Origin of the sequence: Paucisalibacillus algeriensis, from assembly GCF_000577245.1 — a bacterium.
Classification (GTDB): Bacteria; Bacillota; Bacilli; order Bacillales; family Amphibacillaceae; genus Ornithinibacillus.
Genome location: NZ_CBYO010000014.1, coordinates 67,536 through 81,853, shown reverse-complemented (window position 1 = coordinate 81,853; position 14,318 = coordinate 67,536). Strand labels below are relative to the sequence as shown.

The 14,318-nt window shown below is 34.8% G+C and carries 17 protein-coding genes; all 17 read left to right on the top strand.

Translation table 11 applies throughout. The annotated features are described in order from the left end of the window. The first annotated feature begins 146 nt into the window (after window positions 1-146). The 17 genes from rpsA to TY11_RS09885 all read left to right on the top strand — a co-directional run bounded on the left by rpsA (window position 147) and on the right by TY11_RS09885 (window position 14,308). Complete coding sequence (gene rpsA / locus TY11_RS09965; RefSeq protein ID WP_042145701.1) at window positions 147-1,280, top strand: 30S ribosomal protein S1; 1,134 nt, start codon at window positions 147-149, stop codon at window positions 1,278-1,280. 103 nt (window positions 1,281-1,383) lie between these two features. Continuing rightward, complete coding sequence (locus tag TY11_RS09960) at window positions 1,384-1,965, top strand: YphA family membrane protein (protein ID WP_042145699.1); 582 nt, start codon at window positions 1,384-1,386, stop codon at window positions 1,963-1,965. A 133-nt stretch (window positions 1,966-2,098) separates the two neighbouring features. Then, window positions 2,099-2,989 (top strand): YIEGIA family protein, encoded by an 891-nt coding sequence (locus TY11_RS09955; protein WP_042145697.1) that lies wholly within the window; start codon window positions 2,099-2,101, stop codon window positions 2,987-2,989. A gap of 1 nt (window position 2,990) precedes the next feature. Further along, window positions 2,991-3,176 (top strand): capping complex subunit for YIEGIA, encoded by a 186-nt coding sequence (locus tag TY11_RS09950; RefSeq protein ID WP_042145694.1) that lies wholly within the window; start codon window positions 2,991-2,993, stop codon window positions 3,174-3,176. Window positions 3,177-3,407: 231 nt separating this feature from the next. Further along, window positions 3,408-4,718 (top strand): ribosome biogenesis GTPase Der, encoded by a 1,311-nt coding sequence (gene der / locus TY11_RS09945; RefSeq protein ID WP_042145692.1) that lies wholly within the window; start codon window positions 3,408-3,410, stop codon window positions 4,716-4,718. Between the two features lie 12 nt (window positions 4,719-4,730). Further along, window positions 4,731-5,768 (top strand): NAD(P)H-dependent glycerol-3-phosphate dehydrogenase, encoded by a 1,038-nt coding sequence (locus TY11_RS09940; protein ID WP_042145689.1) that lies wholly within the window; start codon window positions 4,731-4,733, stop codon window positions 5,766-5,768. 63 nt (window positions 5,769-5,831) lie between these two features. Continuing rightward, on the top strand, window positions 5,832-6,092 hold the full coding sequence (locus TY11_RS09935) for a stage VI sporulation protein F (RefSeq protein WP_042145687.1): 261 nt from the start codon (window positions 5,832-5,834) through the stop codon (window positions 6,090-6,092). Between the two features lie 300 nt (window positions 6,093-6,392). Continuing rightward, complete coding sequence (locus TY11_RS09930; protein ID WP_042145684.1) at window positions 6,393-6,590, top strand: DUF2768 domain-containing protein; 198 nt, start codon at window positions 6,393-6,395, stop codon at window positions 6,588-6,590. Between the two features lie 19 nt (window positions 6,591-6,609). After that, window positions 6,610-7,329, top strand: a complete 720-nt coding sequence (locus TY11_RS09925; RefSeq protein ID WP_042145682.1) for a YphF family lipoprotein — start codon at window positions 6,610-6,612, stop codon at window positions 7,327-7,329. 223 nt (window positions 7,330-7,552) lie between these two features. Continuing rightward, window positions 7,553-9,031, top strand: a complete 1,479-nt coding sequence (spoIVA, locus tag TY11_RS09920) for a stage IV sporulation protein A (protein WP_042145680.1) — start codon at window positions 7,553-7,555, stop codon at window positions 9,029-9,031. Window positions 9,032-9,685: 654 nt separating this feature from the next. After that, on the top strand, window positions 9,686-9,958 hold the full coding sequence (locus TY11_RS09915; protein WP_036688170.1) for an HU family DNA-binding protein: 273 nt from the start codon (window positions 9,686-9,688) through the stop codon (window positions 9,956-9,958). 104 nt (window positions 9,959-10,062) lie between these two features. Continuing rightward, on the top strand, window positions 10,063-10,278 hold the full coding sequence (gene mtrB, locus TY11_RS09910; protein ID WP_042145678.1) for a trp RNA-binding attenuation protein MtrB: 216 nt from the start codon (window positions 10,063-10,065) through the stop codon (window positions 10,276-10,278). A gap of 149 nt (window positions 10,279-10,427) precedes the next feature. After that, complete coding sequence (locus TY11_RS09905; RefSeq protein ID WP_197025079.1) at window positions 10,428-11,111, top strand: heptaprenyl diphosphate synthase component 1; 684 nt, start codon at window positions 10,428-10,430, stop codon at window positions 11,109-11,111. 2 nt (window positions 11,112-11,113) lie between these two features. Continuing rightward, complete coding sequence (gene menG, locus TY11_RS09900; RefSeq protein WP_042145676.1) at window positions 11,114-11,818, top strand: demethylmenaquinone methyltransferase; 705 nt, start codon at window positions 11,114-11,116, stop codon at window positions 11,816-11,818. 36 nt (window positions 11,819-11,854) lie between these two features. Beyond that, the gene (gene hepT, locus TY11_RS09895; RefSeq protein ID WP_042145673.1) at window positions 11,855-12,826 is read left to right on the top strand and encodes a heptaprenyl diphosphate synthase component II; all 972 of its coding nucleotides are present in this window, start codon (window positions 11,855-11,857) and stop codon (window positions 12,824-12,826) included. An 84-nt stretch (window positions 12,827-12,910) separates the two neighbouring features. Beyond that, window positions 12,911-13,357 (top strand): nucleoside-diphosphate kinase, encoded by a 447-nt coding sequence (gene ndk / locus TY11_RS09890; protein ID WP_042145670.1) that lies wholly within the window; start codon window positions 12,911-12,913, stop codon window positions 13,355-13,357. Between the two features lie 168 nt (window positions 13,358-13,525). Continuing rightward, complete coding sequence (locus TY11_RS09885; RefSeq protein WP_042145667.1) at window positions 13,526-14,308, top strand: CheR family methyltransferase; 783 nt, start codon at window positions 13,526-13,528, stop codon at window positions 14,306-14,308. Window positions 14,309-14,318: the final 10 nt, after the last annotated feature.

Sequence of the window (14,318 nt, the reverse complement as noted above, 5' to 3'; positions counted from 1 at the left end):
AGGATAAGAATGAAGTTTCATATGTTACCATATTTTTATGGTAACAATTGCTTGACAAATATTTGTAAATATTAGAAGTTATAAAAAGAGAGTTTTTTCTGAAATTATGTATTGTTATCTTGTTTTTTGGTTAAGGAGGAATAGAAATGAGTGAAACAAATCAAGAAAATCTAAACTTGCAAATTGGGGATAAGGTATCTGGAACAGTTGTTAAAGTAGAGGAAAAACATGTTCTTGTCGATATTGGCTATAAAACAGAAGGAATTATTCCGATTAGTGAATTATCAAATCTACATATTGAAACCCCAAATGAAGTAGTTAAAGAAGGTGACAAACTTTCTTTGGCAATCAAGAAGATAGAAGATGACGAGGTCATTCTTTCTAAAAAAGTAGTGGATTCTGAACTTGCCTGGGAAGATTTGGAAACTAAATTCCATTCTGGTGAGGTTTTTGATGTTCAGATCAAGGAAGTTGTTAAAGGTGGGTTAGTTGCTGATGTTGGAGTTCGCGGTTTTATGCCTGCCTCATTAGTAGAAGCTCATTATGTGGATGACTTTTCCGAGTATCAAGATCGTATTCTTACAGCTAAAATAGTTGAATTAGATCAAGAACAAAACCGTGTAATTCTATCACACCGTGCCGTAGTAGAAGAGGAACAAGCTAGCAAGAAGTCCCAATTACTACAATCTATAGAAGAAGGACAAGTAATCGAAGGTACAGTACAACGCATAACTGATTTTGGTGTATTTGTTGATTTAGGTGGGGTTGATGGATTAGTACATATCTCACAACTATCACATGACCATGTAAGCAATGCTTCTGAAGTGGTTTCTGAAGGGGAGAAACTTAAAGTAGAAGTTCTATCGGTTGACCGTGACAATGAGCGTATTGCATTATCTAGAAAGAAATTACTACCAGGACCATGGGAAAATGTAGAAGAACAGCTGAAGTCTGGGCAAGCAATCGAAGGTACAGTAAAACGTCTTGTGAATTTTGGTGCATTTGTAGAAGTACTACCAGGTGTAGAAGGATTAGTGCATATCTCACAAATAGCAAATCGCCATATTGGTACTCCTCATGAAGTGCTAGAAGTTGGTCAAAAAGTTAGAGTTAAAGTACTAGATATTAATGAATCCGAAGAAAGAATGTCATTAAGCATTAGAGAATTAGAGGCTGAAGAGGAAGCGAAAGAGTTTAAACAATACGAAAAAGATGAGGAACAATCTAGCTTCCATCTAGGTGATTTAATTGGTGATAAACTGAATAAATTTAAGCAATAAGATTAGGTCATATTCTTAAAACTCCTTTCTGACAAAGAGAGGGGTTTTTTTTGTTTAAAAAAGCTATATCAAAGCAATAATAAAAGATGGTGGGTGAGCATAAATGGTAGGAATATATTTTTATTGGATTTGTTGGCTCCTATGGGTAATGGTTACATTTTTATTACCAAGGGACAAAGCAAGAACGGTTTTAGCGATATGGATTTTATTAACATTAATTGTTTCCAATCTATATATTTCGATTGATGGTTATGAGTTTTCAATATCCTATTTATTCATTGTATTAGGAGGTTTTGTGCTGCTTGCTAAATTAAGTCAAAAAGGATTACAAATATTCTCTACAATTACGATTATGGTTGGTTTTACGAGTTTGTTAATATGGGAGGCAAACGCCCCAGTATGGATTTTTATGCCGAGATTAATAATCATCCCTATGATTTGTGTCATATTAACGATGATGGTGAACAAACATTTTATTAATAGAATAACCATTAGCATTATTGGCTTATGTAGCGGAGAATTTTTATATAACCTATTGCTATCTAATTATTCCATTACGCACACAATAGGAGATCATAATTTTTTAGATATGCTATGTATAACTCTTTTTTTATTGATTTCTATAGAATTATTACGAAAAGTGAAAGACAAACTACTACTGTCTTTTAATGTCAGTAAAGTATAAGGTTCTAGCAATAAGTAAATTCGTCAACGGTTAGTATTGTTTTACTACATATAAGAATTAATAAAGATTGGGTTAAATAAGAGAAATGTTGAGTTTTACTAGCAAAAAATAGTACAACATATGAGGTGTCTAAATGAATGAATATACAATGCCGATAGTATTTGGTGTGGTAGTAGGTACAATCGCTAGGATGATTATGCTACGGACAGATTATAGACAATATCCCACATATTTACATGGTAAGATTATACATGTAGCATTAGGATTCATTGCCGCTTCCCTGGGTGCTGTAGCCGTTCCAGCAATTATGGAGATGAACTTTACAGCAGTAACATTTTTGACCGTTGCGGCTACGCAGTTCAGAGAGGTAAGGAATATGGAGCGAAATACGTTATCAGAAATCGATGATTACGAACTTGTGTCAAGAGGAAAGGCATATATTGAGGGAATAGCGATATCCTTCGAGAGTAGAAATTATTTAGTTATCCTAACTGCTTTTGTAGGAACATTATTTTATTTGATTTGGAATGTTTACATTGCTTTTGTTGGAGCAATCATTTGTTTAATTATCAGTAAGGTACTACAGAGTGGTAGTACTATTAAGGATCTTGTTGAAATTGAATATTCCCCTCCACATTTTGATGGGGCTGGGTTATATGTAGACAACATTTATATTATGAATATTGGACTTCCGGAGAGACAAGAAGAAATATTAAAATACGGGATGGGATTTGTATTGACCCCAAAAAATATAAATGTGGTTAATACAATTGCTCATTTGGGACAGAGACAAGCAATATTACATGATGTATCGGTTTCATTAGGAGTTTTCCGAGATTCGGGAACTCCCGCATTAGTTCCGCTTATAAAGCGAGATTTAGATGATGGAAGGATTGGGGTATTTATATTACCTCAAATCAGAGATAGAGAAAAAGCAATTAATATTATCGGGGCAGTTCCTGTATTGGAAACGGCAATCCGAATGCCTTCTAAATCGAATAGCCGTAATAGGGAGGTCAACTAATATGGTAATAGAAAAAGCGGTTCTAGCAATAATTACAACGAATAGGGAAACGGTGTCTGGTGGTGCGCCAATTTTTATTTGCAAGGATTTTGACGAATTACAAAAAACCGCAGCAAATTTGGAGGCAATTATTGACGGTATTGCACATGCATTAAGTGATGAATTATTTATCATCGTAAAACATTAATAATTGTTAAGATTGGTATCTTTTGCTAGAATAGATAAAGTTATTAAGTTGTCGAAGATGTTATGTTAGCGTTCTAATCGAACTTGCGACCTGAATGCCCTTATAATTATTCAAAAATAGGACGATTATCAACGAATAGCCATGTATTCGAATCATCCAGGGCTACATCATAATTTAATAACACTTCTTTTAAAGAAGTTACAAATGAAATAAGAGAGGATGTTCCTTTCGATGAGGAAAGCTGTTGTTGCCATAGTTGGCCGACCAAATGTAGGTAAATCTACCATTTTTAATAGACTTGTTGGAGAAAGAATTTCGATTGTTGAAGATATTCCTGGTGTAACCAGAGACCGCATTTATTCACAAGCGGAATGGCTTAATACTAAATTTGACCTAATTGATACTGGTGGTATTGAAATTGGAGATGAGCCACTACTAATTCAAATGCGTCAGCAAGCAGAAATAGCAATTGATGAAGCAGATGTTATTGTTTTTATTGTGAATGCAAAAGAAGGTATAACCGGTGCTGATGAAGAGGTAGCAAAGCTTTTATTTAAATCTAATAAACCAATTGTACTCGCTGTAAACAAGGTTGATAACCCAGAAATGCGAGACGAGATCTATGAATACTATTCTCTAGGTTTTGGAGAACCTTTCCCAATCTCAGGTGCACACGGACTGGGCCTTGGAGATTTATTAGATGAAGTGGTAGGCCATTTTCCAAAACTGGTACAAGAAGAAAAAGATGAGGACACTATTTATTTCAGTTTAATTGGTAGACCAAATGTTGGAAAATCATCTTTGGTGAATGCTTTATTAAATGAGGAACGTGTTATTGTGAGTGATATAGAAGGAACTACACGTGATGCAATTGATACTAAATTACATAAAGATGATCAGGATTATGTCATTATTGATACTGCCGGAATGCGAAAACGTGGGAAGGTGTATGAATCCACAGAAAAATATAGTGTGCTCCGTGCTCTAAGAGCAATTGAACGTTCAGATGTTGTTTTGGTTTTGATTGACGCAGATACGGGAATAAGAGAACAGGATAAAAAAATTGCCGGATATGCTCATGATGCTGGACGTGGAATTGTCATTGTGGTTAATAAATGGGATACAGTTGAAACAGATGAAAAGACAATGAAAGAATATGAAGAAAAAATACGAGCGCATTTTCAATTTTTAGATTATGCTCCGGTCGTTTTCTTATCTGCAGTAACAAAAAAACGTTTACATACATTACTTCCAATGGTGAAAATTGCTAGTGAAAATCATTCAAAGCGAATAGCTACCAACGTGCTGAATGATGTAATAATGGATGCTATCGCTATGAATCCTACTCCAACAGTAAAAGGACAAAGATTAAAGGTGTTATATGCAACACAAGTTGCTGTTAAGCCACCAGCATTTGTTATCTTTGTCAATGATCCGGAATTGATGCACTTTTCATATAAACGTTTTCTTGAAAACAAAATAAGAGATGCGTTTGAGTTTGAAGGAACACCGATAAAAATAATTGCACGTAAACGAACTTAGGGGGAGTACATTTTGAAAAAAGTAGCTGTTTTAGGTGCGGGAAGTTGGGGAACTGCATTAAGTATCGTATTAGCTGATAATGGACATGATGTTCGCCTGTGGACACATCGCAAGGAACAGGCGGACACGATCAATTCAACTCATAAAAATGAACATTATTTAGAAATTATGATACCTGATAAAATAAAAGCTTTTTATGAAATGGAAAAAGCCATTCAAGATGTTGATTTTATTCTGCTTGTAGTGCCAACTAAGGCAATTCGAGATGTATGTCGAGATTTGAGTGGAATTCTTAAACACAATCCGATTATTATACATGCAACAAAAGGCATTGAGCCTGGAACTTTAAAACGAGTATCGCAAATGATTGATGAAGAATTAGTAAATGTTGACTATGAGGATATTGTAGTTCTTTCTGGACCAAGCCATGCCGAGGAAGTTGCACAAAGACAACCAACTACTGTTACCGTTGCATCTATCAATGATAAGAATGGTAAAGAGTCACAAGACTTGTTCATTAATGAGGTTTTTCGCGTGTACACAAGTAATGATGTGATTGGTATTGAACTTGGTGGTGCATTGAAAAATATTATTGCCTTAGGAGCTGGCATTTCAGATGGTCTTGGTTTTGGTGACAATGCTAAGGCTGCTCTTATTACTAGAGGATTAGCTGAAATCACAAGACTTGGAACCTTTCTAGGTGCAAATCCTTTAAGTTTCCTTGGTTTACCAGGTGTTGGGGACCTGATTGTGACGTGTACAAGTGTTCATAGTCGTAACTGGCGAGCTGGTAATCTTTTAGGCAAAGGTAGAGATTTAGATGATGTACTTGAGCAAATGGGGATGGTTGTGGAAGGAGTACGTACAGCGGAAGCGGCTTACCAATTTGCAAAAGAACAAAATATAGACATGCCTATTACAACTGGAATTTATGATATTGTTCATCATAACAAAAAGCCAAAAGAGGTAGTGGAGCGGTTGATGAACCGTGATAAACGGGAGGAAATGGATGATTTAGCTTCATTATTAAAGAACAGGTATACTCGCTAACACAAAGCAAATAATCCTTGCATATACTATGTTGAAGTAATATAGCAGCAAGGAGGCGAGCGTGTGAGCAATAAAAGTAATAATCCATTTGACAAAATTCAGCAAGGTGCTGGTATTAGTCCTAGCGAAATATATAAAGTTGCTGATTCAGTAAAAAATGCCAATTTTTCGGATGAGAAAACCGTTCGAAGGTTGGTTAGGCAATTGGCGAAGATGGCTAATAAACCTCTTTCTAAGGAGAAAGAAGACAAATTAGTTAAGTCCATTACCGGAAATAAAGTCCCAACAGATCTTAACTCGCTGAATCAGTTATTTAAAAAATAACTTCAGGCTGGGCAGGTGAGGATACAACCTCGTGTCTACTCGCATAAAATAAAACGCACAAGCATTCATAGATAGAGTCTGCGTGGGTATTATTTAGTCAAACCAGGGTGAGGAAGGCCCCTCTTCATCCTGGATTTTTTTGTTTGGTTGTTAAGAATTAACCGTTCCTTCTCCTTGGGCAAGGATATAAATCAAAAATATAAAAAATTCTATGAACCCTATTTTAAATGCTCATTTCGCATCTGTATGATATAATAACGGATGCAGAATAAATGGACAAGTAGATTTAGAGGTGAAGAAATGTCAGAATCAATGCTTAAAATGTGGATCTCTCTTGCTGGAATGGGGTTATTGATACTAGCAATTGGTCTTATTTTATTAAGCAGACATAAGCTAAAGGGGTTCTTTTCTATAATTGTTTCGTTATTAGCATATGTTAGCTTATTTTTGGGAGGCATTATTATACTTTATATCGTATTCAGTGGACCAACTATATAGGCTAATGGAGGTTTAATGCATGAGGCATACATATATATTAATTGCAATTACCAGTTTATTGCTTTTGTTGAGCGGATGTGCATATCCTAGTAGTGAACTCAAGAAGAATCAGACTCCTAATCAAGCACAACTTGATATGGTGCAGTCTGCTATAGAAGATTATCAAGAACGTACTAGTGGTCTATTACCAATTCGTACGAAGCCAAATGAGACGCCTATCTTTGAAAAGTATTTAATTGATTTTAATCTTTTGAAAGAACAGGGTAGTCTAACCGAGATTCCAGGAAATGCTTATGAAAATGGGGGAATCTATCAGTATGCTATTCTTAATCCCGAGACAAATCCACAGGTGAAAATAATTGATTTGCGGATTACTGATGAGCTTAGAAGTGTTCTATTAAGAATTAATACCTATCGTGACAAAAATCTATATCCTCCATATGGTGAAAAGGTGGGGACCGATGTTTTCACCGTAGATTATGAAAAAATAGGTTTAGATTCCCCACCAGTCGTAGAAAGTCCCTATTCAGATGCATTACTTCCAATTGTAATGGATTCAAAAGGTAGTATCTATGTGGACTACCGAATTGATTTAAACAATGCATTAAAAGAATATGATCATAGCTTTAAAGAAGGTGATGATATCCGTTATCTGTTAGCGGAACATACACCATTCTTACCAGCGTATTCATTACCGATTACAATTAAAGATAATGAACCTGTCTTTTTGGTTGAATAAATTTTCATAATTATTCCCTTGCAGCATATATTTGTTGCAGGGGTTTTTTATTGCTTTAGTAGGGGTGATTAAAAAATACCGAACTACGAAAATTGAAATAATCATTTATTTTAATTCTTTTGCATATATTAAGTCATAATTTGATAGGACAACATCATAGAATTGTAGTGTCAATTATTCGTAGTTTGTTCATTTAATATTGTTGTGATCGGGAGGGGATCGTTTGAAAAAGGTAGATATTTTTAAAGATATTTCTAAACGTACGAACGGCGATATATACCTAGGGATTGTGGGAGCTGTTCGGACAGGAAAATCAACATTCATAAAAAAATTTATGGAATTAGTTGTGCTTCCAAACATTGAAGAAGAAAGTGAAAGAGTAAGAGCACAAGATGAACTACCTCAAAGTGCAGCAGGCAAAACTATTATGACAACTGAACCTAAGTTTATACCTAATCAAGCAGTAAATGTAAAAGTTGATGAAGGTTTGGATGTCAATATTAGATTAGTGGACTGTGTAGGGTATGCCGTTGAAGGTGCAAAAGGATTTGAAGATGAGAACGGACCAAGAATGATTAACACCCCTTGGTATGAGGAACCAATCCCATTTCATGATGCCGCAGAAATCGGTACAAGAAAAGTAATACAGGAACATTCTACAATTGGTGTGGTCGTTACAACGGATGGATCTTTTGGTGACATTGCTAGAGGAGATTATATTGAAGCTGAGGCCAAGGTTATCGAAGAACTAAAGGAAGTTGGTAAACCGTTCATCATGGTTGTGAACTCCGTACATCCTACAAGTAAGGAAACCGAAATGCTAAGACAAGATCTATCGGAACAATATGATATCCCTGTATTAGCAATGAGTGTGGAATCCATGACAGAGCATGATGTATATAACGTTTTACGTGAAGCACTTTATGAATTTCCGGTATTAGAAGTTAATGTTAATCTACCAAGCTGGGTAATGGTACTTAATGATAACCATTGGTTGAAAGAAAGCTATCAAGAAGCTATTCAGTCAACAGTCAAGGATATTAAAAGATTACGTGATGTAGATACTATCGTAGGAAACTTTACAGACTATGATTATATTGACAAGGCAAATCTTGCTGGTATGGAAATGGGAGAGGGTATTGCAGAAATTGATCTACATGCACCGGACTACCTTTATGATCAAGTTTTAAAGGAAATAGTAGGGGTAGAAATAAGAGGGAAGGATCACTTACTAGAACTAATGCAAGACTTTTCTTATGCAAAGAGGCAATATGATCAAGTTGCAAGTGCCTTGCAAATGGTAAAGCAAACAGGATATGGTATTGCAGCCCCAACCTTGGAGGATATGGAACTAGAAGAACCTGAAATTATCCGACAAGGATCTAGATTCGGTGTAAGACTAAAAGCTGTTGCTCCTTCTATCCATATGATTAAAGTAGAGGTAGAGTCGGAATTTGCTCCAATAATTGGTACAGAGAAACAAAGTGAAGAATTAGTGAGATACTTAATGCAAGATTTTGAAGAAGACCCATTATCTATATGGGAATCTGACATATTTGGTAGATCACTGAGCTCTATAGTGAGGGAAGGAATTCAAGCAAAGATTTCTCTAATGCCTGAGAACGCTCGCTATAAGCTTAAAGAAACACTAGAGAGAATTATCAACGAAGGCTCTGGTGGATTAATAGCGATAATTTTATAAAATAAACAGCAGCTAAACAGCTGCTGTTTATTTTTTTGGTCGTTATGTGTTACTAATTACACTATTGATAGAAACTGCGCGGTATTTGAGAGTTTTGTTACAGCAACGTACCCGCTACGGAAATATACTCCGCTTTCCGCGGGGGGCTGGTGAGCCTCCTCACGCTTACGCACTGCGAGGTATTTTCGAGCAGATGCAGCCCCTGTACTGGAAGTGAAAGAGGAGTATTCTGCCGGAGTGGTGTATCATAGCACTACACTAAAAAATTGAGTAGTTACCGCACATTTTCTATCAATAGAGAAGATAAAAGGAGCAGACTTTACGAAAACAGCATTTTCCTTCTTGAATTTAAAAATTTAAGAAGGAAAATTGATAAAAGTATCGAATAGCTATGTAGAAGGCTTTTGTACGAGAAACTCATTTCTTACCATAAAATGGTAGTGTTTTAGCCGTTATAAGGGAAAAATCGCATAAAATATGAAAAAATAGTAACTTTTTGTTGAATTTTAAAGGAATCTCGTTTAATATTAGCCTTGTCACTATTGATTATAGGGGCATTCGAGTATAAAAGTTGGTAAATTGGTTAACAAATGATGAGAGAGAATGTTTGTACCAATGTGACCCTATTTTTTATTTTGGGAGGAGGTGAATGTCATGAATAAAACAGATTTAGTAAATGCTGTTGCTGAAAAAAGCGAACTTTCTAAAAAAGATGCTACAAAAGCTGTTGATGCAGTTTTCGAAGCTGTCATGGATTCACTTAAAAATGGTGAAAAAGTACAATTAATCGGTTTCGGTAACTTCGAAGTACGTGAACGTTCTGCACGTAAAGGTCGTAACCCACAAACTGGGGAAGAAATCGAAATCCCTGCAAGTAAAGTTCCTGCTTTCAAACCAGGTAAAGCCCTTAAGGACAGCGTAAAATAATACGTACATAGGGTTAAAGGGTGCGTTCATTCGCACCCTTTTTTCTTTTCATATTACTTTAAAATGCGATAATACTAATAGTAATATACGAAGGAGTGAAAAATATGAATAATAATACTGACTTTTTCGTCATAAAAGCTTTAGAAGACGGAGTGAATGTTATTGGTTTGACAAGAGGTTCGGATACAAAGTTTCACCATTCCGAAAAGCTAGATAAAGGTGAAATAATGATAGCTCAATTCACAGAACACACGTCAGCGGTTAAAGTAAGGGGAAAAGCTGTAATTCAAACTAGCCATGGTGAAATAAGCAATAGTTAACCGGAAAATTATAACAACAATTCAATACATATAATCCAACTTTTAGACTATCGCACATAAATAAATATGTTATAATGGCTTAGGTGACATTAAGGCTTTGAAGGGCTAAGGTGATTATATTGCTTGCTATGGAGAGGGAAATACAACAATTGAAGTTACAGATTGAAGAGACAGTTCATCATTCTTTCCTTATAAAACATATACCAAAACCTGAAGTTGATGAATATAAACTCTACTTTCTTCATTACATTTTAAATAAAACGATATTAGCCCCTAATGTAAAAGAGCAACTAATTATTACGACTATGCTTGTTCAAACTGCATTAGATATTCATGAAAATATTCCAGACTATACTGGAGTTGATCGTCCGTCTATTGGAATGGATAGTCAATTATCTATACTTGCTGGTGATTATTTTAGTGGATTATATTATTCCATACTAGCGAATATAGAAGAACGAGAATATATAACATTACTTGCAACAGCAATTAAACAAATCAATGAATTGAAAATGAACCTTTATTATATGGAGAATGAGACTCCTGAAGATTACCTGGAAACACGAAAACAAATTCAGTCGTTGTTGATTAAATATATTGCAGAACATGTTCAAGTGGTACAAGAAATCCATGTAATAGAAGAAATATTATTTACAAATGAAATAATAAATAACATTACTAATTCTTTTGAATTAGAAAAGCAAGACATTCTGGAAAAGCAAGTAAATAAAACAAAAGGTATGATAGATAAACTTTCTGAACGTCAAAAACAAGACTTTATGCAAATACTTGACTCCATTATCTATCAACATACCTCTTCGGAGATGGAATAAAAATGCAACAAAAATCAAAAGAAGAACGGGTACACCATGTATTTGAAAAAATATATGATAAATACGATACGATGAACTCAATCATTTCTTTCCAAAGACATAAATCTTGGAGAAAAGATGTAATGAAGCAAATGAATGTGTCGAAAGGCGATTCTACTTTAGATGTTTGCTGTGGAACAGGAGATTGGTCTATTTCTCTTGCAGAATCAGTTGGACCTACCGGAAAAGTGGTTGGGTTAGACTTTAGTAAAAATATGTTGTCAGTTGCCGTCGAGAAAAATAAAGAATATAACTATGACCAACTATCATTTATTCATGGAAATGCCATGGAATTACCTTTTGACGATAATTCCTTTGACTTTGTTACCATTGGATTTGGACTTAGAAATGTTCCTGATTATATGACTGTGCTAAAGGAAATGTACCGAGTAGTTAAACCTGGTGGTAAAGTTGTTTGCTTAGAAACATCTCAGCCAACCATGCTCGGATTCAAGCAATTATATTTCTTTTATTTCCGTTTTATCATGCCATTATTTGGTAGGATATTTGCTAAAAGTTATGAAGAATATTCTTGGTTAAATGAATCAACTAGAGATTTCCCTGACAAACTTACTTTAAAGCAAATGTTTACAGATGCTGGATTTTCACGTGTGAACGTTAAAAGTTATACTGGCGGGGTTGCAGCCATGCATATGGGGATTAAATAATTCATATTAGCTTGTACAAAACAAAAGGTGAATCACATGAAATTACCAAAAACATATAACTACCTAAAGAAAGATTTGGACTTAATTGAATCATATTTAATGGATGCAATACAGGCCAATCATCCCGTTTTACGAGAAGCGTCTACACAGTTGCTAAAGGCAGGAGGAAAACGAATTCGACCTGTCTTTGTTTTGTTGTCTAGTCAATTCGGTAGGGTTGATATGGAACAAGTAATCAACGTTGCTGTTTCGCTAGAATTAATACATATGGCTACCCTAGTTCATGATGATGTCATTGATGATGCGTCCTTACGAAGGGGAAAGCCAACAATAAAAAAACAGTATGGGAACCGCGTGGCGATGTATACCGGTGATTATATATTAGCTCGTGCATTAGAGACAATCACACAGATTCCGAATCCCGAAATACATAAAACTCTTTCAGAAGCATTAGTTGAAGTAAGTTTAGGTGAGATTGAACAGATTAAAGAGAAGTATAACTGGGATCAAAATATAAAAACTTATTTTAGAAGAATTAAACGGAAAACTGCATTACTACTAGCATCAAGTTGTAAACTAGGGGCCATGACTTCTGGTTTATCTCAAAAAGAAATAAACAAATTATACCATTATGGATATTATATTGGAATGAGTTATCAAATAATCGATGATATTCTGGACTTTACGTCATCTGCTGAGCAACTCGGGAAACCAGCCGGGAATGATTTATTTCAAGGGAATATTACATTACCAGTTTTATTTGCAATGGAAAATGAAGAATTTAATTTACTAGTGAGAAATACTTTTAAAAATCCTAATGAAGTAACAAAAGAACAGATGGGTATTGTTATCCGTGCACTAAAAGAAACAAATGCTATCGAAATGTCTTACGAAATTAGTGAGCGTTATTTAAGAAAGGCTTTTCTTGCTCTTCATGATTTCCCGCACAATAAGGCAAAAATTACGCTTGAACAAATTGCAAAATATATTGGTAAGAGGAAACAATAGAATTTATTGTTATTTTTACAAAAGTTTGATAGAATTTTAAACGGTTACATAATCATATGATACATAAAAACTGAGGTGTAGAACATGGAAAAAACATTTTTAATGGTTAAACCAGATGGCGTACAAAGAAATTTAGTAGGTGAGGTAGTAAATCGCTTCGAAAGAAAAGGTTTTAAGTTAGTAGGAGCTAAATTAATGCAGATCTCTGATGAATTAGCTAGCGAGCATTATGGTGAACATAAAGAACGACCATTCTTTGGTGAATTAGTTGACTTCATCACTTCTGGACCAGTATTTGCTATGGTTTGGGAAGGAGAAAACGTTATTAAAACGGCTCGCGAAATGATGGGTAAGACAAATCCAGCGGAAGCAGCACCAGGAACTTTAAGAGGAGACTTCGGTGTAACAGTTGGAAAGAACGTTATCCACGGTTCCGATTCACCGGAAAGCGCTGAAAGAGAAATTAACTTATTTTTTGACCAAAAAGAACTAGTAAGCTATGAAAAACAAGATAAAGCTTGGATCTACTAATTTACAAAAATACCTCCTTTATAAATATGGAGGTATTTTATGTTTTTTGGTACTTTGTTTGGAAAATCTAAATTTGATTAAGCGCGGGAACGGTCCGAAAACACAGAAAAGCGAAGTGTATATTAGGTCCGTAAACTTTATAGATAGAAAAATAAAGAGGGGAAAGTTATGTCAGACGATTACCAGTTATTTACCGAGAAAGTCTACACCAAACTAGGAATAGACCTTCAAAAATATAAAGAAGCCCAAATGAAGCGAAGATTAACCTCATTACGAGAAAAAAGAGGCTACCAAGATTTTACTTCATATTTTAATGCAATTAACCAGGACATAAATTTGTTACATGAATTAGTAGATAGAATAACGATTAATGTTTCCGAATTTTACAGAAATCCAAAACGCTGGGAAGTATTAAGAGATACAGTGATTCCATTAATTAAGATGAACAATCAAGAGCTAACTATTTGGAGTGCTGCATGTTCAACAGGTGAAGAACCATATAGTATCGCAATTTTATTAAACGAATACTTTCCAGAATTAAACACGAAAATACTTGCTACAGATATTGATGAAAAAGTACTCGCTAAAGCAAAAAAAGGAATTTATGTTGAACAAGCTCTAAAAGAATTACCAACTAATTTAAAAGCAAAGTATTTTAAACAAAAAGGGAGTCAATTTGAGATCGATTCAGCCATTAAACGAAAAGTAATCTTTAAAAAGCATAATCTGCTAGAAGATAAGTATCCGACTCAAGTAGACTTAATTATTTGTAGAAATGTGTTAATATATTTTACTGATTATGCAAAGGACACTATTTACCATAACTTTTCCAAAGCCCTGGCGAATAACGGTATTCTGTTTGTAGGAAGTACTGAGCAAATTTTCAGTCCAAATAAGTATGGATTAACGTTACTAGATACCTTTTTCTATCAAAAAATAAGTCAATCATAAAAATACTCTT